Origin of the sequence: Microbacterium sp. AISO3 (genome assembly GCF_002204305.1) — a bacterium.
Lineage (GTDB): Bacteria > Actinomycetota > Actinomycetes > Actinomycetales > Microbacteriaceae > Microbacterium > Microbacterium arborescens.
Map to the genome: position 1 here is coordinate 351,169 of NZ_NHRF01000001.1, position 17,528 is coordinate 368,696.

A 17,528-nucleotide genomic window follows, 5' to 3' on the forward strand; every position below is an offset into this window, starting at 1 on the left:
TGACCGTGGCTTCCTCCGCTTCCGATGCTCGCGACGTCCGCCCCAGCCGCGGCCGGCCTCGAGATCCGCGCATCGACGAGGCGATCCGGCGTGCGACGCTCGAGGTTCTCGCCGAGCGCGGTTACAGCGGCCTGACGCTCGAAGACGTCGCCGCGCGGGCGGGGACGAACACCCCGGCGCTTCGCCGCCGGTGGCGATCGCGACAGCACCTCATCGTCAGCGCGCTCTTGGACCGGCTGGGCGCGGCACCGACACCCGACACGGGATGCACCCGGTGCGACCTCATCGAGGGAATCGGCTCTCTCAGCCCGTCCTTCGACGCGGAGATGGGTCGCTCGGTCCTTCCGGCGCTCGTAGCGGACCTCGCGCACGACCCGGAGCTCGAGACGCAGTTCTTCGACCGACTGTTCCATCCCCGCCGCGCCTCCAGCGAAGCGGCGCTGCGACGAGGCATCGAGCGCGGCGACATCCGCCCCGATGTCGACATCCCGCTGATCCTCGACATGCTCGCCGCGCCCGTCTACTACCGGATGCTGTTCGGGCACCTGCCGGTGACGCCGACGCTGGCCGAAGAGGTGGTGGCCGTGGTCATGGACGGGATCGCCCTCAGCACGGGCGCGGAGAACCACGCGCACTCCTGACTTTCCGCGATTGTTGCGCGGGTTGTTACATTCCGTCCAAGTTTCCGAGCAGGCCCTTCGCAAAACGCTCTCAGGATGCTTTGATGCCAGTGGGTACCCACCATTCATTCCCCCCGATGGAAGGACATCCCGTGAAATCAACGACCCGTTCGGCTCTGGGCATCGCCGCCCTGAGCCTGGCATTCACGAGCATCATGACGGCTCCGGCGTCGGCTCAGACACCCGGGCCCGACGATGGTTCTGGCGGCGTCGATCCTGGCCTGCTCTCCGCGATGGCAGAAGAACTCGGCACGGACACCGCCGGCGCCCTCGACGTCCTCGCGTTTCAGGACACCGCGAACGCAACGACCGCCACACTCGCCGATGAGACGGGGGCCGCGTATGCGGGCTCGTGGCTCGACGAGTCGACCCGCACCGTCTATACGGCGGTGACGACCGCTGACGCGCGGCAGGCAGCCGAGAATGCGGGCGCCGTCCCCGTCGAGGTCACATACTCGATCGACGATCTCGAAGCGATCTCCGCCCGCCTGTCAGAAGGCGGACCCGTCGGCGACGTGACGTCGTGGTGGATCGACGTGACCACCAATCAGGTGGTCGTCGAGACTCTCGGGGATGCGGCGGCATCCGAGGTCGCGTCGCAGATCGGAGCCCCCGCGGACGCGGTGCGCGTGGAGACCACGGCCGAGGCGCCCGAGACGTTCGCGACCATCCAGGGCGGGATCGCCTACACGATCAACGGCACCTCGCGCTGCTCGGTCGGCTTCGCCGTCGAGGGCGGGTTCGTGACCGCCGGCCACTGCGGCCGGGCGGGGGCGTCGACGAACTACGGGACGTTCCGCGGCTCGAGCTTCCCGGGCGATGACTACGCCTGGGTCGCGACGCCGTCGCACACCCCCGTCGCGACCGTCTCCGACTACGCGGGCGGCGCCGTCGCCGTCGCCGGATCGACGCCCGCAGCCGTCGGCGCGACCGTATGCCGCTCCGGATCCACGACCGGCTGGCACTGCGGTCAGGTGCAGGCCTACAACAGCAGCGTCCGCTACGCGGAGGGCATCGTCTCGGGCCTCATCCGCACGTCGGTCTGCGCCGAGCGCGGAGACTCCGGCGGTTCGCTGCTCGCCGGGAACCAGGCGCAGGGCGTCACCTCCGGTGGATCGGGCAACTGCAGCACCGGCGGCACGACGTACTTCCAGCCGGTGAACGAGATCCTGCAGGCGTACGGTCTGAGGCTGCTCACGCGCTGACGTACGCGCCGGCGAAACAGTGACGCCGGGTATCCGTTGGAACGGATACCCGGCGTCTTATCTGTGGAGCCTAGGAGATTCGAACTCCTGACATCCTGCTTGCAAAGCAGGCGCTCTACCAGCTGAGCTAAGGCCCCGAGGGGGTTCGGGGTGGGGCTACCAGGACTTGAACCTGGGACCTCTTCATTATCAGTGAAGCGCTCTAACCGCCTGAGCTATAGCCCCGTACCGACGCGCTTCACGCGCCGGCAACCTCCAAGACTTTACCCGATGATCCGGGAATCTACTAATTGGAGGTGAAGCCGACGAGCAGGCCGCCGGTGACCTTGACCATCACGTTGTAGATGCCCGCGACGACAGCGCCGAGCACGGTGATGACGATGAGGTTGAGGATGGCCACGACCGCCGCGAACGCCATGACCTGCGGCAGGTTCAGGAACTGCTTGATCGAGAAGTCGCCGTTCGAGAACGCCACGAAGAGCTCGTCCACCCGGTCGATGAGACCGGTGGTGCTGAGCACCATGAAGACGAGGAAGGTCGCGACGACCGTGACGATCGCCAGGGCCACGGCCGCCAGGAACGACAGCTTCACGGCAGACCAGAAATCGACGTAGACGAGGCGCAGGCGGACCTGCTTGGCGCTGGTCTTGCTCGTGGATTTCTTGGCGAGTTTGTCGGCGACCGTGCTCATGCGTCAGAACCACTCTCTTCGGTATCCGCGGACGGGGGTGCATCCGGGGCGGTGGCATCCTCGGATGCCGCGTCTTCGGTCAGTCCACGCTCGCCGTTCCGGGCGATGGCGAGGATGCGGTCGTCGTCACCGAACCGGGCGAAGACGACGCCCATGGTGTCGCGACCCTTGGCCGGGACCTCGGCCACGGAGGAGCGTACCACCTTGCCGCTGGCAAGAACCACGAGGACCTCGTCGGTCTCCGACACGATGAGACCGCCCGCCAGCACGCCTCGATCGTCGTTCAGCTTGGCCACCTTGATGCCCAGGCCGCCTCGGCTCTGGGTGCGGTACTGGTCGACCGAGGTGCGCTTGGCATAGCCACCGTCGGTGACGACGAACACGTAGCCCTCGTCGCGCACGACCGATGCCGACAGCAGGCTGTCGTCCTCGCGGAACGAGATGCCCTTCACACCCTCGGTCGATCGGCCCATCGGACGCAGCGCGTCGTCAGTGGCCGCGAAGCGCAGCGACATCCCCTTGCGTGTGATGAGCAGGATGTCGTCGCCTTCGTCGACGAGCAGAGCGCTGACGAGCTCGTCGCCGCCGGTCTCGTCGTCCTGACCGCGCAGGCGGATCGCGATGACACCGCCCTGGCGGTTGGTGTCGTACTCGGTCAGCGCGGTCTTCTTGACCTTGCCGTCACGGGTCGCGAGCACCAGGTACTGCGCAGCGGCGTAGTCGCGGATGTCGAGGATCTGCGCGATCTCCTCACCGGGCTGGAGGGCGAGGAGGTTCGCGACATGCTGGCCCTTCGCATCGCGACCGGCCTCGGGAAGCTCGTACGCCTTGGTGCGATAGACGCGGCCCTTCGTCGTGAAGAACAGCAGCCAGTGGTGCGTCGTCGTGACGAAGAAGTGCTCGACGACGTCATCCGCGCGCAGCTGGGCACCCTTGACGCCCTTGCCGCCGCGGTGCTGCGAACGGTAGTTGTCGCTCCGCGTGCGCTTGATGTAGCCGTCACGTGTCACCGTGACCACCATCTCCTCTTCGGGGATGAGGTCTTCCATCGACATGTCGCCGTCGAACCCGTGGAGGATGTGCGTGCGCCGCTCGTCGCCGTACTTGTCGACGATCGCGGTCAGCTCCTCGCCGATGATCGAGCGCTGGCGTGCGGGGGTGGCGAGGATGTCGTTGAGGTCGGCGATCTTCAGCTCGAGCTCGGTCGCCTCGTCGATGATCTTCTGACGCTCGAGCGCGGCGAGGCGGCGCAGCTGCATCGACAGGATCGCGTCGGCCTGCAGGTCGTCGATGTCGAGAAGGGTCTTCAGTCCCTCTCGCGCCTCCTCGACCGTGGGGGAGCGGCGGATGAGCGCGATGACCTCGTCGAGTGCGTCGAGCGCCTTGAGGTATCCGCGCAGGATGTGCATGCGCTTCTCGGCCTCGTTGAGGCGGTAGCGCGTGCGACGGACGATGACCTCGATCTGGTGGGTGATCCAGTGGGAGATGAAGCCGTCGAGCGGGAGGGTGCGGGGCACGCCGTCGACGATCGCCAGCATGTTGGCGCCGAAGTTCTCCTGCAGCTGCGTGTGCTTGTACAGGTTGTTGAGCACGACCTTCGCGACGGCGTCGCGCTTGAGCACGACCACGAGACGCTGGCCCGTGCGGTCGCTGGTCTCGTCGCGGATGTCGGCGATGCCGGTGATCTTCCCGTCACGCGCGAGGTCGCGGATCTTCAGCGCGACGTTGTCGGGGTTCACCTGGTACGGCAGCTCGGTGATCACGAGGCACGTGCGACCCTGGATCTCTTCGACCTCGATGACGGCGCGCATCGTGATCGAGCCTCGACCGGTCCGGTACGCCTCGCGGATCCCCTTCGTGCCGAGGATCTGTGCCCCGGTGGGGAAGTCGGGACCGTGGATCCGCGACATCAGCGCTTCGAGGAGCTCCTCACGCGACGCGTCCGGGTTCTCGAGCGACCACAGCGCGCCCTCGGCGACCTCGCGCAGGTTGTGGGGCGGGATGTTCGTGGCCATGCCGACGGCGATACCGACCGAACCGTTGACGAGCAGGTTCGGGAAGCGCGAGGGCAGGACGACAGGCTCCTGCGTCTTGCCGTCGTAGTTGTCCTCGAAGTCGACGGTGTCCTCGTCGATGTCGCGGACCATCTCCATGGCGAGAGCCGCCATCTTGGTCTCGGTGTACCGGGGGGCCGCGGCGCCCTGGTTGCCCGGCGACCCGAAGTTGCCCTGCCCGTCTGCAAGCGGGTAGCGCAGCGACCACGGCTGCACGAGGCGGACGAGCGCGTCGTAGATCGCGCTGTCGCCGTGCGGGTGGTACTGACCCATGACCTCGCCGACGACGCGGGCGCACTTCGAGTAGCTCTTGTCGGGGCGGTATCCGCCGTCGTACATGCCGTAGATGACACGTCGGTGCACGGGCTTGAGGCCGTCCTCGACGCGGGGGAGCGCTCGTCCCACGATGACGCTCATCGCGTAGTCGAGGTAGCTCCGCTGCATCTCGACCTGGAGGTCGACCTGGTCGATGTTGCCGTGGTTGTGGGCAGGAGTGAGGTCGGGACGTTCTTCGTCAGACATACGTTCTCAGTTTCTCGATGTCGCTCGGCTCGATCAGATGTCGAGGAAGCGGACGTCCTTGGCGTTGCGCTGGATGAAGGTGCGGCGGGACTCGACGTCCTCGCCCATGAGCACCGAGAAGATCTCGTCGGCGGCAGCCGCGTCGTCGATCGTCACCTGGCGCAGGGTGCGCGTGCTGTGGTCCATCGTGGTCTCCCACAGCTCCTTCGGGTTCATCTCGCCGAGACCCTTGTAGCGCTGGATGCCCGACTCCTTCGGGATGCGCTTGCCGTTGGCGAGCCCGTCGGCCAGGAGCGCGTCGCGCTCCTTGTCGCTGAACACGTACTCGTGATCGGCGTTGGTCCACTTGAGCCGGTACAGCGGCGGCATCGCGAGGTAGACGTAGCCCGCTTCGATGAGCCCGCGCATGTAACGGAACAGGAGCGTCAGGAGCAGCGTCGTGATGTGCTGCCCGTCGACGTCGGCATCGGCCATCAGCACGATCTTGTGATAGCGCGCCTTCTCGACGGCGAAGTCCTCGCCGATGCCGGTGCCGAACGCCGAGATGATCGCCTGGATCTCGTTGTTGCCGAGGGCGCGGTCGAGCCGCGCCTTCTCGACGTTGAGCACCTTGCCGCGGAGCGAGAGGATCGCCTGGGTCTCGGGATCGCGGCCGCGCACGGCCGAACCGCCGGCCGAGTCGCCCTCGACGAGGAAGATCTCGGAGATCGACGGGTCCTTGCTCGTGCAGTCCTTGAGCTTGTCGGGCATCGACGCCGACTCGAAGACGCTCTTGCGGCGGGCGGTCTCACGCGCCTTGCGAGCCGCGAGGCGCGCGGTCGCGGCATCCACGGCCTTCATGATGACGCGCTTGGCCTGAGCGGGGTTCCGGTCGAGCCAGTCGGTGAGCTGGTCGCCGACGATCTTCTGGACGAATGCCTTCGCCTCGGTGTTGCCGAGCTTCGTCTTGGTCTGGCCCTCGAACTGCGGCTCGGAGAGCTTGACGGAGATGACGGCGGTCAGACCCTCGCGGATGTCGTCACCCGTGAGGTTGTCGTCCTTCTCCTTGAGCAGGCCCTTCTCGCGGGCGTAGGCGTTGACGCGCGTGGTCAGCGCGGCCCGGAAACCCTCTTCGTGCGTGCCGCCCTCGTGGGTGTTGATCGTGTTCGCAAAGGTGAACACGTTCTCGGTGTAGCTCGTGGTCCACTGCATCGCGAGCTCGAGCGAGATGTGACGCACCGTGTCCTCGGACTCGATCTCGATGATCTCGTCGTTGACGACCTCGCTCTTGCGCAGCTTGTTGAGGTACTCGACGTAGTCGACGAGGCCCCGCTCGTAGTGGAAGTCGTCGTGACGCTGCTGCGACTCGGATCCGCCTTCCTCGAGGTCGACGACGACGGCCGCCTCGGGGCGCTCGTCGGTCAGCGTGATGCGCAGCCCCTTGTTCAGGAACGCCGTCTGCTGGAAGCGCGTGCGAAGCGTGTCGTAGTCGAAGGCGATCGTCTCGAAGATGTCACCGTCGGGCCAGAAGGTGACCGTCGTTCCGGTCTCTTCGCTGTCCTCGCCCTTGGCGAGGGGAGCCTGCGGCTTGCCGCCGTCGGCGAAGGTCTGACGCCACACCGAGCCCTGACGCTTGATCTCGACCTCGAAGCGCGTCGAAAGCGCGTTGACGACCGACGATCCGACGCCGTGGAGCCCACCGGAGACGGCGTACCCGCCGCCGCCGAACTTTCCACCGGCGTGCAGCACGGTCAGCACGACCTCGACGGTCGACTTCGTCGGGTCGGAGGCGTGCGGATCGACCGGGATGCCGCGGCCGTTGTCGACGACGCGAAGACCACCGTCTTCGAGGATCGTCACGTGGATCGTGTCGCAGTAGCCGGCCAGCGCCTCATCGACGGCGTTGTCGACGATCTCGTAGACGAGGTGGTGCAGGCCACGCTCACCGGTGGATCCGATGTACATTCCCGGACGCTTCCGGACCGCCTCGAGGCCCTCGAGCACCTGGATCGCGTCAGCGCCGTACTCGTTCGGGACCTTGGCCGAGGTCGCCTCGGCCGCGTCGGGGGTTTCGGGGTCTTCGGGAACGCTGTCGGGATTCTGAGACGTCATAGGTTTCGAGCGCTCCACATCGGTTCGGTCAGTCCCGTCCAGTCTACCCTTTCAGGCGCTCTCACGCGGCGCTCAGCGCCCGTATGGCGAACGAAAGTCGGATTCGACGACTGGGGACGTGGCTCAACCGTAGGTATCGCGAGGGCCACGGCCTGGAACGGCTCTGGGGCCCCATTTCCAGGAGGGGACGTCCGGGCCTACGAAACGCACCGACTGCACGCCCGACTGTGGGAACGCTTTCACGAGCTGCGTCGTGATGACGGTCCGCATGAGGTGAAGGTTCTTCGCCCACGCCGTCGAGTCGCACTGCACGGTCAGAACGCCGTCGGAGAGCGCAACCGGCGAGGCGTGCCGCGCGGTCTCCTCGCCGGCGACCTCCGCCCACCGCAGCACGAGGTCTTCGCGCGAGAGCTGCGCGTCCCATCCGGCCTGACGAGTGAGGTCGGCGATCACGTCACCGAGCCCCTTCGGATCGCGCCCGGAGGTGAAGGGCTGGTTCTCGTCGTCGTCGGTCCGCTGCCGCCTGCGTTTCTTCCACCGCCCCGACGGTTCGAGCCCGCGGAGGCGGAGATAGGTGGAGATGGTCTCGGGAGCCTCGTCAGACGGCAGCATCGGAATCCTCATGCAGCGTGCCCGCCTCGACCCGGACGGTGCGGGCCCGCAGACCGAGGGGAACGTCTTCGGCGACCGCCGCCGTGACGATGACCTGCTCGTAGTCGGCCACGATGCCCGCCAGCCGCGAGCGACGATCGGCGTCGAGCTCGGCGAAGACGTCGTCGAGGATGACGATCGGATCACCCAGCGTGGACTCGGCGCGCAGCAGCTCGGCCGATGCGAGCCGCAGCGACAGCGCGACGGACCACGATTCGCCGTGTGACGCGTAGCCCTTCACCGGCAGATCGCGGATGCGCAGGATCAGATCGTCGCGATGCGGGCCGACGAGCGTGATGCCGCGCTCGAGCTCGGTGCTGCGACGATCGGCGAGGGCGGCACGGAAGAGCTGCTCGATCGCCGCGGCGTCGGCGACACCGGATTCGGCGGGGGAGTCGTCCTCTTCCGGGTCGGCGCCGCCCACCGACAGTGCCCACTGCAGCTGGGGGCGGTGATCGGCACCGGCGATGGCGGCGTAGGCGCGAGCGACGGGGCCGGTGAGTTCGGCCGCCAGCCGCAGGCGGGCGCGGATGACGTCGGTGCCGAGGGTGACGAGCTTGTCGTCCCACACCTCGAGCGTCGAGAGGCCGTCGCCCCGGATGCCGCGCGCGCGGGCCGACTTCAGCAGTGCGTTGCGCTGTTTCAGGACCCGGTCGTAGTCGGCGAGCACACCCGCCAGACGCGGTGCGCGCTGGATGAGGAGCTGATCGGCGAAGCGACGACGAGCCGAGGGATCGCCTCGGACGATCTGCAGGTCTTCGGGCGCGAAGAGCACGACCTGCGCGTATCGGGGGAGCTCAGCGGTGCGCACCGGTGATCCGTTGACGCGGGCCTTGTTCGACCCGGCGCGATTGAGCTGCGCTTCGAGCTGCACCCGACGCTGTCCGTGGGCGAGCCGGGCCCGGACGAAGGCGGCATCCGCGCCGTCGCGCACCATCGGCGCGTCCTGCGAGACCCGGTGCGAACCGAGCGTCGCGAAATACCCGATCGCCTCGGCGAGGTTGGTCTTGCCCTGACCGTTACGGCCGACGAACACGTTCGCCCCGGGAGCGAGAGAGAGCTCGGCGGCCGCGTAGTTGCGGAAGTCCACCAGGCTCAACTGCTCCACGATCATCAGATCACCCTAGTTCGCGTCTCCGACAGCCCACCGCGGTGGGCCCTGCCCCGGACGATCAGCGCAGGAGCAGGTTGGGCTGCAGGAGGTACTTGAACGACTCGACGCCGCCCGACGTCTGGGGCGTGATGAGGATCGGGCTGAGCTTGTTCGCGTTCTCGCTCGACGTGAACGTGACACGCGTGAACTCGCTCTTGACCGCCGCGAGCGCCTCGAGCAGGTACTGCGGGTTGAGGCCGATCACGACCTCCTCGCCGGTCAGCGTCGCGTCGACCGATTCGGTCGCGCGCGCCTGCTCGGTACCGGATGCATCCATCGATACCCCGTCGGCACCGAACGTGAAACGCAGCGGAGCGGAGCGATCGAGCACCAGGGCCACGCGGCGCACGGCCTCGATGAGCTCACCCGTGTTGACGACCGCGTGGTGATCGGTCGCCTCGGGGAACAGGCGCCGAACCGGCGGGAAGTTGCCCTTGATCAGCAGCGACGTGACCGTCTTGTTGCCGGCCGTGAAGGCGATGATCTCGCGGTCTCCCGATCCCGAGAACGAGACGGTGATGTCACCCGAGTGGGCGAACGTCTTGCCCACCTCGGTCAGGGTGCGCGCCGGGACGAGAGCCGTGGTCGTGTTCTCGTCGGCGACGATCCCGCTGTCGAACGGGATGTCGCGGAGCGCGACGCGGTAGCGGTCGGTGGCGACGAGGCTGAGCTGCGTTCCGGTCACCTCGAGCTGGACACCGGTCAGAACGGGAGTCACGTCGTCGCGCGATGCCGCGAAGGCGACCTGCGAGATCGCCGTGGCGAAGTCCTCGGCGGGCACGACACCGGATTCGCCCGAGACCTCGGGGATCGCGGGATATTCCTGCACCGGCATCGACGCGAGCGTGAAGCGCGCCGAGCCGCATGTGAGCAGGATCCCGTCGTCGTCGACGGCGATCTGGATCGGCGCGTTCGGCAGACGGCTGGCGATCTCCGACAGCAGACGGCCGTGCACGAGGATCGTGCCGGGTTCGTCGACCGTGGCCTCGATGGTCGTGCGTGCGGACGCCTCGTAGTCGAAAGCCGACAGCGAGAGACCGGTGTCGGTGGCTTCGATGAGCACACCCGCGAGGATCGGCTGCGGGTTGCGCTGGGGGAGGAGCTTCACGACGAACGACACAGCCTCGCTGAAGACGTCGCGATTGACCTGGAACTTCACTGGCGCTCCCTTGTCGTGGATGAAAGCTCTCCCATGCTAGTGCCCATCCCGAGCGGTTCCTGAAGCACCGTTGCGACCGGCCTCACCGCCGTCGAGGTGATCGAATCGCAAAATCTCTAGATGTAACTGTCTTCTTCATCTCCGCTGTGGAAACTGTGGACAACTCGCTCGATCCCAGTCGAGAGAGGGGAACCACACGTTTGTAACTTGTGAGCCGGCTGCGGATGAGCGTGGGATGACGTCGAGCGCCGACGGATGCGGCTCGAGCGGCGATCCACAGGAGATGTGTGATTCGTTCACAACTCTTCGACGACGAATCGAAGTTATCCACAGGTTTTCCACACTGTGCAGAACCGCATGATGGGCCGTCGTGCGACCCCTGTCAAGCTGAGCTCAGCGACGGCCGAGCTGCGAGGTGATCTCGGAGACCTGGTTGTATATCGAGCGGCGCTCCTTCATGAGCTCGCTGATCTTCTTGTAGGCGTACATCACGGTCGTGTGGTCGCGGTTGCCGAAGAGCTGACCGATCTTCGGCAGCGACAGGCTCGTGCGCTCGCGGCAGAGGTACATCGCGATCTGCCGGGCGGTCGCCACGGCCTGCGATCGGCTCGAGCCGTAGAGGTCGTCGACGGAAAGGCGGAAGTACTGCGCGGTCGCGTTGATGATGTCGGTGGGGGAGATGACGTTCGCGTCATCCTGATCCACGATGTCGCGCAGCACGGTCTGCGCGAGGGAGATGTCGAGGTTCGAGCGGTTGAGGCTCGCGAACGCCGACACCCGGATGAGGGCGCCCTCGAGCTCGCGGATGTTCGACGAGACCTTCGTGGCGATGTATTCCAGGACGTCGTCGGGGACGAGGAGACGCTCGGACTGCGCCTTCTTCCGCAGGATCGCGATACGGGTCTCGAGGTCGGGCGCCTGGACATCGGTGATCAGGCCCCACTCGAAGCGGCTGCGCATGCGGTCTTCGAAGCCGGTCAGGTGGCGAGGGGGCACGTCGCTCGTGATCACGACCTGCTTGTCGTGGTCGTGGAGCGTGTTGAAGGTGTGGAAGAATGCTTCCTGGGTCTCGGCGCGACCCTGCAGGAACTGGATGTCGTCAATGAGCAGGATGTCGACCTCGCGGTAGCGCGCCTGGAAGGCCGATCCGCGGTTGTTGGCGATCGAGTTGATGAAGTCGTTGGTGAACTCTTCGCTCGAGACGTACCGCACGCGGATGCCGGTGTACAGGTTGAGCGCGTAGTCGCCGATCGCGTGGAGCAGGTGCGTCTTGCCGAGCCCCGAGTCGCCGTAGATGAACAGCGGGTTGTACGCCTTGGCCGGAGCCTCGGCGACGGCGACGGCGGCCGCGTGGGCGAAGCGGTTGGACTGGCCGATGACGAAGTTGTCGAACGTGTACTTCGGGTTGAGCCGGGTGTCGTGGCGGGAGGTCGAGACGGGGGCCTCGACGTACTCTTCGCCGGCCGGCCGCAGCGGCGCGGGCGCGGCCGCGGACTGGACCGGGATCGGGGCCGTCAGGTGGGCGTCGGCGAGCTCGGGATTCACGACGACGCGGTAGCTCGAGGCGCCCGGCTCGACGTGCACGTGCGCGAGGGCCTCCATGATGGGCTGACGCAGTCGCTTGTTGAGCTGAGCGGCGGTGAGGTCGTTCGGAACGTCGAGGTAGAGCGTTCCTCCCATGACACCCTGTGCGACGGCGAGACTCAGGAACCCCTGCATCTGGGGGGTCACCCGGTCATCGTCGGCGAGCAGGTCGAGGACCGCGTTCCACACCGGGACGTCCGGGAGATCGTGCTGAGCCAAGAGTTCCCCCGCGGATGATCGATGCTTGTCCACACAGCTACGCGCCAAACTGGGGATAGCTGTGGATAACTGCCCGTGACACGCTAGTCATGCGGTGTCGGGAGCGCCAAATCCACTGTAGTTCCGGCCCGCGTGTCGCCGCCAGGGCCTGTGCACAGCGGTGGATAATTGCGGGTTCCCATCGCTCCGGTTTGAGTTACAGGAGAACGCGACGTACCCTTAGTCGGTTGACTTATGCCCGCGAGGGCAGTCCTGTACCCCCGTGTCCCCGGTCTGAAGCGTTCCGGTGACCGCCGATCCGGAGTGATCCCTATGAGCAAGCGCACGTTCCAGCCCAACAACCGCCGCCGCGCCAAGAAGCACGGCTTCCGCGCCCGCATGCGCACCCGCGCCGGTCGCGCCATCCTGTCGGCTCGCCGCGGCAAGGGCCGCACCGAGCTGTCGGCCTGACACAGCCTCTTCTGTGCTGGCGCGCGGAAACCGGATCACGCGCGGGGCGGATTACAAGGCCGTCGTCCGCGGGGGTGCTCGCTGTGCCGGTGCGCACACCGTGACCTACGTGGTGTCCACCGGTGCGAGCCGAGCTCCCCGCTTCGGTTTCATCGTCAGCAAGCAAGTCGGATCAGCCGTCGTGCGCAATACAGTGCGCCGACGGCTGAAGGCCGTTTGCGCGCAGGCCCTTCCCGACGTCCGCGAGGGCGCCGACATCGTCATCCGAGCGCTCCCCTCTGCGGCGCGCTCGGATTTCGCGGATCTGAGAGACGAGGTGGAGCGGTGTCTGCGACGACGTGCGGCGGTATGAGCTGGTCGACGCTCCCGACGGCCTCCGTCGGCGATGGACACCTGACCGCGGCATCCGTTCTCCGCGCCATCCCCCTCGCTCCTCGCAACGCGGGGATCGCGCTGCTCCACGCATACCGGTCCGTCGTATCGCCGCTGTACGGCGACGTCTGCAAGTACTACCCGAGCTGTTCCGCGTATGCGGTGGGAGCCGTGCAGCAGCACGGTCTCGCGAAGGGCTCCGCCCTCGCCGCCGCTCGGCTCGCCCGATGCCACCCGTGGGCAGCGGGGGGCGTCGACGACGTTCCCACCCACCGGGACTTCCGCCACACCCTGACCAGGCACGGCTTCGTCGTGCCGCCGAGAAAGGACTGATCCCGTGCTGGATCTCTTCCTCGCCACGCCGACTCCCGTCGTGCCGACCCCGACGACTCCTCCTCCCGGCGGTGCTGACTTCTTCAGCACGATCATGTGGCCGTTCAAGTTCCTGGTCGAGGCGATCCTGGTGTTCTGGCACTGGGTCCTGACGGCTCTCGGGATGCCGGCCGCGGCAGGCGCCACCTGGGTCATGTCGATCATCGGCCTGGTCATCGTCGTGCGCTCGGCGCTGATCCCGCTGTTCGTGCGGCAGATCAAGAGCCAGCGGAAGATGATGGAGCTCGCGCCCGAGATGCGCAAGATCCAGGAGAAGTACCGCGGCAAGCGCGACCAGCTGTCTCGAGAGGCCATGAGCCGCGAGACGATGGCGCTGTACAAGAAGCACGGAACGACGCCGGTGTCGAGCTGTCTGCCGCTCCTCGTGCAGATGCCCATCCTCCTGGGCATGTTCTACACGCTCAGCGACGTCAAGAAGCACGCGGAGTGGGGCGTGGGCGGCGTGGGTCTGCTCAACGTCGACCTGACGAAGCAGTTCTACGATGCGCAGCTGTTCGATGTGGCGCCGCTTCACACGAACATGATCGAGGCGATCAACCTCGGGCAGACGGCCACCGTGACGATCCTCGTGATCCTGGTCGTGCTGATGATCGCGTCGCAGTTCATCACCCAGCTGCAGATCATCTCGAAGAACCTGTCGCCCGAGGCCAAGACCGGTCAGGCGTACCAGATGCAGAAGATCATGCTCTACGTCCTTCCGCTGGCGTTCATCTTCTCGGGCGTCTTCTTCCCGCTCGGCGTCGTCATGTACTGGTTCACCTCGAACATCTGGACCATGGCCCAGCAGTTCATCGTCATCCGCAACCTTCCGACCCCCGGTTCGGAGGCGGCGAAGGCCCGCGAGGAGCGGCTCGCGCGCAAGGGCAAGGCCCTCGATTCCAAGGGCCGCGTCGTGTCGATGGAGAAGTACGAAGCCGAGCAGCAGCGGCTCCTCGAAGAGGCCGAGCGTGCCCGCGCGGCTCAGCCGAAGCGTCAGCAGCCGCTGAGCAAGCAGCGCGCGAAGAAGCAGTCGAACAAGGACGGCTCGCAGGGCTGACCCTGCCGGCATCCGCATCGCACAGATCCAACCACGCGAGGAATCATGACGAACCCCACCGAGTCCCCGACGACCGAACGCCCCGACGCCACGGTCGAAGAGCTCGAGCGCGAAGGCGACATCGCTGCTGACTACCTCGAGGGTCTGCTCGACATCGCCGACATCGATGGTGACCTCGATCTCGATGTGCGAGCCGGCCGTGCCTACGTGTCGGTGGAAGCCGACGACCCGAACTCGCTCCGCGTGCTGTCGGATCCGGATGTCGTGCAAGCGGTGCAGGAGCTGACTCGGATCGCCGTTCAGACGAAGACAGGACGCTTCTCGCGCCTCATCCTCGATATCGGAGGGTCGCGCGACGCCCGCCGGCGCGAACTCGAGCGTCTGGTCGACCGTGCGGTCGAGCGTCTCAACGATGGCGCATCGCAGGCGTCGCTGCCCGCGATGTCGAGCTACGAGCGCAAGCTGGTGCACGACATCGCCTCCGAGCGTGGGGTCGTCTCCGAGTCGTACGGCGAGGGCGCGGATCGCCACACCGTCATCCGTCATGGCTGACGTTTCACGTGAAACACCCGTGATCGAGCAAGAGCCCACCGCTGCGGTCGAGGTGCTCTTCGGGTCGCACGCCGACCTCGCGCGGCGCTACACCGCATCTCTTGCGGAGCACGGTGAGGAACGCGGGCTCATCGGTCCACTCGAGCTCCCGCGACTTTGGACGCGGCACGTTCTGAACTGCGCGGCCGCAGCGCCCCTCTTCAGCGGACGCGTCGGAGATGTCGGCTCGGGCGCCGGTCTTCCGGGCCTCGTCCTGGCCATCGCAAGACCGGACGTCGAATGGGTTCTCATCGAGACCATGGAGCGTCGCGTCGCGTGGCTTACGGAGCAGGTTTCCGCCCTCGGACTGAAGAACGTTGAGATCGTTCGCACGCGAGCCGAGGAATGGAGCGACGCCGGCGCCCTGGACGCTGTGACCGCGCGCGCGGTCAGTGCGCTGCGCACGCTCGTTCCGATCACCGCTCCGCTTGTGCGTGACGGTGGCGAGCTCATCCTGTTGAAGGGTGCCAATGCCGAGGCGGAGATTGCTGCCGCCGAGAAGGCGATTCGTCGGTTCCGGCTCCAGGATGTTCGCGTCGAGACCGTGGGGGAGTCGGTACTCACGGAACCCACGCGCGTCATTCGCGCGACCGTGAGGTGATGTTTCACGTGAAACGTCGGCCAGACCCTCCCACGTTTCACGTGAAACATCACCACCCGCGTTTCACCTGAAACGTCGCCGCCCCGTTTCACGTGAAACGTCGCAGGGCATCCGTAGAGTGAGATCAGGAACTGAGGAGTTGAACGAATGGCAGAACCGGAATCGGGCCGCGCGTCGCTGACGTTCGATTCTCCCCTGGCGCGTGAACTGGCCGATCTGTCGTCGCGCCGGCGCGCGTTGGATGCCGTATCGATCGATTTTTCCGGCGATACGCGTGTCATCACCGTGTCGAATCAGAAGGGTGGCGTGGGCAAGACGACGACGGCAGTCAATCTCTCGGCTTCTCTCGCTTCGCTCGGCGCTCGCGTCCTCGTTATCGATCTCGATCCCCAGGGGAATGCTTCGACGGCACTCGGGGTCCCGCACAGTGCCGATATCCCCAGCGTGTATGACGTGTTGATCGATCAGTTCCCCCTGTCGGACATCGTCCAGGTGAGTCCGGAGTCACCCAATCTCCTCTGCGCGCCGAGCACGATCCATCTGGCCGGCGCCGAGATCGAACTGGTCTCGCAGGTTGCGCGGGAGCATCGCCTCCGCACGGCCGTCGAGGACTATCTCGCGTCTACCGAGGAGCGCATCGACTTCGTCATCATCGACTGCCCGCCTTCTCTCGGGCTTCTGACTATCAACGCTTTCACCGCCGCGCACGAACTGCTGATCCCGATCCAGTGCGAGTACTACGCGCTGGAAGGCCTGAGCCAGCTCCTCGGCAGTGTCTCGATGATTCAGAAGCATCTGAACAGCCGGCTTCACCTCTCGACGATCCTCCTGACGATGTACGACGGGCGCACGCGTCTGGCGCAGCAGGTGGCGGAGGAGGTGCGCTCGCACTTCCCGAAGGAGGTGCTTCGTACGGTGATCCCGCGATCGGTGCGTGTCTCGGAAGCACCGAGCTTCGGTCAGACCGTGATCGCTTACGATGGGCAGTCGGCCGGCGCGGTGGCGTATCGCGAGGCAGCCGTCGAGATCGCTCAGCGAGCGACTGCCGCAGCACGAGGAAACAAGGGAGAAGCCTGATGGCCAAGCGCACCGGATTGGGCCGAGGAATCGGCGCACTCATCCCCACGTCGGAGGCGACGGAGGCGCGCCCCGTCGACGTCTTCTTCCCCGGTGCCAAGGGTGCGACGACCACCGTCGAGCCCCCGGCATCCCCTGACGCGGCGAAAGACGATGCTCCCGAGCTCGTCTCGATCCCCGGAACCGCCCTCATCCAGGTCGATCCGAACGAGATCGTGCCCAACCCGCGGCAGCCGCGCACCCACTTCGACAGTGACGACCTCGCCGAACTGGTCCACAGTGTGCGAGAGTTCGGCGTCCTCCAGCCGGTCGTCGTCCGCACGAACGAGGACGGCAAGTACGAGCTGATCATGGGTGAGCGCCGCACCCGCGCCGCTCGCGAGGCCGGTCTGACGGCGATCCCGGCCGTCCTGCGCGACACGTCGGACGAGAATCTCCTCCGCGACGCGCTGCTCGAGAACCTGCACCGCTCCCAGCTGAACCCGCTGGAAGAGGCATCCGCGTACCAGCAGCTGCTCGAGGACTTCGGGATCACGCAGGAGGAGCTCGCGACCCGGATCGGACGGTCGCGCCCGCAGATCAGCAACACCATTCGCCTGCTGCGGCTGCCGGTGCCGGTTCAGCAACGTGTCGCGGCGGGTGTTCTCAGTGCGGGTCACGCCCGCGCGATCCTCTCTGTCGACGGCGCCGATGCGATGCAGCGCCTGGCGGACAAGATCGTCAACGAAGACCTCTCGGTTCGGGCCGCCGAGGCCGCCGCCAAGACCATCGAGGCAGCCGGCACCCGACGCCCCACCCCCAAGGCGGGGGGAGTTCGGGCGCACCTCGACGAAGTGGCGGGACGCCTCGGCGATCGTCTCGACACCAAGGTGAAGATCTCGCTCGGTGCGCGGAAGGGCCAGATCGTCGTCGACTTCGCGACGATCCAGGACCTGAACCGGATCCTCGCGGAGCTGGGCGAGAACGCGTACGGCGCACGCTGACGCCGGTGTCGGTGGC

At 66.6% G+C, this 17,528-nt stretch carries 17 protein-coding genes and 2 tRNA genes; 10 read left to right on the plus strand and 9 right to left on the minus strand.

Features of this window, described 5'->3' with window-relative positions; translation table 11 throughout:
- Positions 1–5 precede the first annotated feature (5 nt).
- Positions 6–641, plus strand: coding sequence for a TetR/AcrR family transcriptional regulator (locus CBF90_RS01640; RefSeq protein ID WP_197690550.1), 636 nt, complete (start codon positions 6–8; stop codon positions 639–641).
- 131 nt (positions 642–772) lie between these two features.
- On the plus strand, positions 773–1,885 hold the full coding sequence (locus CBF90_RS01645) for a S1 family peptidase (protein ID WP_242435563.1): 1,113 nt from the start codon (positions 773–775) through the stop codon (positions 1,883–1,885).
- 64 nt (positions 1,886–1,949) lie between these two features.
- Here CBF90_RS01645 and CBF90_RS01650 read toward each other — a convergent pair.
- The 9 genes from CBF90_RS01650 to dnaA form a co-directional block, all read right to left on the minus strand.
- A tRNA-Ala gene (locus CBF90_RS01650) sits at positions 1,950–2,022 on the minus strand.
- A gap of 14 nt (positions 2,023–2,036) precedes the next feature.
- Positions 2,037–2,110, minus strand: a tRNA-Ile gene (locus CBF90_RS01655).
- Between the two features lie 61 nt (positions 2,111–2,171).
- A complete protein-coding gene (locus tag CBF90_RS01660) occupies positions 2,172–2,576 on the minus strand; it encodes a DUF3566 domain-containing protein (protein WP_023953427.1) in 405 nt (134 codons plus the stop codon).
- On the minus strand, positions 2,573–5,152 hold the full coding sequence (gyrA, locus tag CBF90_RS01665; RefSeq protein WP_023953428.1) for a DNA gyrase subunit A: 2,580 nt from the start codon (positions 5,150–5,152) through the stop codon (positions 2,573–2,575). The genes CBF90_RS01660 and gyrA overlap by 4 nt, the downstream gene beginning before the upstream one ends.
- A 33-nt stretch (positions 5,153–5,185) precedes the next feature.
- Positions 5,186–7,243: a DNA topoisomerase (ATP-hydrolyzing) subunit B gene (gene gyrB, locus CBF90_RS01670; protein WP_023953429.1), complete on the minus strand. Its 2,058-nt coding sequence runs from the start codon at positions 7,241–7,243 to the stop codon at positions 5,186–5,188.
- A 123-nt stretch (positions 7,244–7,366) separates the two neighbouring features.
- Complete coding sequence (locus tag CBF90_RS01675) at positions 7,367–7,855, minus strand: DUF721 domain-containing protein (RefSeq protein WP_023953430.1); 489 nt, start codon at positions 7,853–7,855, stop codon at positions 7,367–7,369.
- Positions 7,842–9,008, minus strand: a complete 1,167-nt coding sequence (recF, locus tag CBF90_RS01680) for a DNA replication/repair protein RecF (protein ID WP_023953431.1) — start codon at positions 9,006–9,008, stop codon at positions 7,842–7,844. The genes CBF90_RS01675 and recF overlap by 14 nt, the downstream gene beginning before the upstream one ends.
- Positions 9,009–9,066: 58 nt before the next feature.
- Positions 9,067–10,206: a DNA polymerase III subunit beta gene (dnaN, locus tag CBF90_RS01685; RefSeq protein ID WP_023953432.1), complete on the minus strand. Its 1,140-nt coding sequence runs from the start codon at positions 10,204–10,206 to the stop codon at positions 9,067–9,069.
- A 393-nt stretch (positions 10,207–10,599) separates the two neighbouring features.
- Positions 10,600–11,979: a chromosomal replication initiator protein DnaA gene (gene dnaA, locus CBF90_RS01690; protein ID WP_023953434.1), complete on the minus strand. Its 1,380-nt coding sequence runs from the start codon at positions 11,977–11,979 to the stop codon at positions 10,600–10,602.
- A gap of 342 nt (positions 11,980–12,321) precedes the next feature.
- Between dnaA and rpmH the strand changes: the two genes are divergently transcribed.
- From rpmH to CBF90_RS01730, 8 genes are all read left to right on the plus strand, one after another.
- Positions 12,322–12,459, plus strand: a complete 138-nt coding sequence (gene rpmH, locus CBF90_RS01695; RefSeq protein ID WP_036304730.1) for a 50S ribosomal protein L34 — start codon at positions 12,322–12,324, stop codon at positions 12,457–12,459.
- Between the two features lie 13 nt (positions 12,460–12,472).
- On the plus strand, positions 12,473–12,811 hold the full coding sequence (rnpA, locus tag CBF90_RS01700) for a ribonuclease P protein component (RefSeq protein ID WP_023953438.1): 339 nt from the start codon (positions 12,473–12,475) through the stop codon (positions 12,809–12,811).
- Complete coding sequence (gene yidD / locus CBF90_RS01705; RefSeq protein ID WP_023953440.1) at positions 12,808–13,164, plus strand: membrane protein insertion efficiency factor YidD; 357 nt, start codon at positions 12,808–12,810, stop codon at positions 13,162–13,164. The genes rnpA and yidD overlap by 4 nt, the downstream gene beginning before the upstream one ends.
- 7 nt (positions 13,165–13,171) lie before the next feature.
- Positions 13,172–14,260, plus strand: a complete 1,089-nt coding sequence (gene yidC, locus CBF90_RS01710) for a membrane protein insertase YidC (RefSeq protein ID WP_036305434.1) — start codon at positions 13,172–13,174, stop codon at positions 14,258–14,260.
- 45 nt (positions 14,261–14,305) lie between these two features.
- The gene (locus tag CBF90_RS01715; RefSeq protein ID WP_023953444.1) at positions 14,306–14,812 is read left to right on the plus strand and encodes a R3H domain-containing nucleic acid-binding protein; all 507 of its coding nucleotides are present in this window, start codon (positions 14,306–14,308) and stop codon (positions 14,810–14,812) included.
- The gene (gene rsmG, locus CBF90_RS01720) at positions 14,805–15,452 is read left to right on the plus strand and encodes a 16S rRNA (guanine(527)-N(7))-methyltransferase RsmG (RefSeq protein ID WP_088379740.1); all 648 of its coding nucleotides are present in this window, start codon (positions 14,805–14,807) and stop codon (positions 15,450–15,452) included. Before CBF90_RS01715 ends, rsmG begins: the two co-directional genes overlap by 8 nt.
- 147 nt (positions 15,453–15,599) lie before the next feature.
- A complete protein-coding gene (locus CBF90_RS01725) occupies positions 15,600–16,529 on the plus strand; it encodes a ParA family protein (RefSeq protein WP_023953447.1) in 930 nt (309 codons plus the stop codon).
- Positions 16,529–17,512, plus strand: coding sequence for a ParB/RepB/Spo0J family partition protein (locus CBF90_RS01730; RefSeq protein ID WP_071918842.1), 984 nt, complete (start codon positions 16,529–16,531; stop codon positions 17,510–17,512). The genes CBF90_RS01725 and CBF90_RS01730 overlap by 1 nt, the downstream gene beginning before the upstream one ends.
- Positions 17,513–17,528 lie beyond the last annotated feature (16 nt).

What these genes read in the sequence shown, in the direction of transcription:
- gyrB (WP_023953429.1), bottom strand. Translation starts at nt 7,243, where the DNA reads ATGACGTCTCAGAATCCCGACAGCGTTCCCGAAGACCCCGAAACCCCC.
- rpmH (WP_036304730.1), top strand. Translation starts at nt 12,322, where the DNA reads ATGAGCAAGCGCACGTTCCAGCCCAACAACCGCCGCCGCGCCAAGAAG.
- recF (WP_023953431.1), bottom strand. Translation starts at nt 9,008, where the DNA reads ATGATCGTGGAGCAGTTGAGCCTGGTGGACTTCCGCAACTACGCGGCC.
- gyrA (WP_023953428.1), bottom strand. Translation starts at nt 5,152, where the DNA reads ATGTCTGACGAAGAACGTCCCGACCTCACTCCTGCCCACAACCACGGC.
- CBF90_RS01725 (WP_023953447.1), top strand. Translation starts at nt 15,600, where the DNA reads ATGGCAGAACCGGAATCGGGCCGCGCGTCGCTGACGTTCGATTCTCCC.
- CBF90_RS01660 (WP_023953427.1), bottom strand. Translation starts at nt 2,576, where the DNA reads ATGAGCACGGTCGCCGACAAACTCGCCAAGAAATCCACGAGCAAGACC.
- CBF90_RS01730 (WP_071918842.1), top strand. Translation starts at nt 16,529, where the DNA reads ATGGCCAAGCGCACCGGATTGGGCCGAGGAATCGGCGCACTCATCCCC.
- CBF90_RS01675 (WP_023953430.1), bottom strand. Translation starts at nt 7,855, where the DNA reads ATGCTGCCGTCTGACGAGGCTCCCGAGACCATCTCCACCTATCTCCGC.
- yidD (WP_023953440.1), top strand. Translation starts at nt 12,808, where the DNA reads ATGAGCTGGTCGACGCTCCCGACGGCCTCCGTCGGCGATGGACACCTG.
- CBF90_RS01715 (WP_023953444.1), top strand. Translation starts at nt 14,306, where the DNA reads ATGACGAACCCCACCGAGTCCCCGACGACCGAACGCCCCGACGCCACG.
- rsmG (WP_088379740.1), top strand. Translation starts at nt 14,805, where the DNA reads ATGGCTGACGTTTCACGTGAAACACCCGTGATCGAGCAAGAGCCCACC.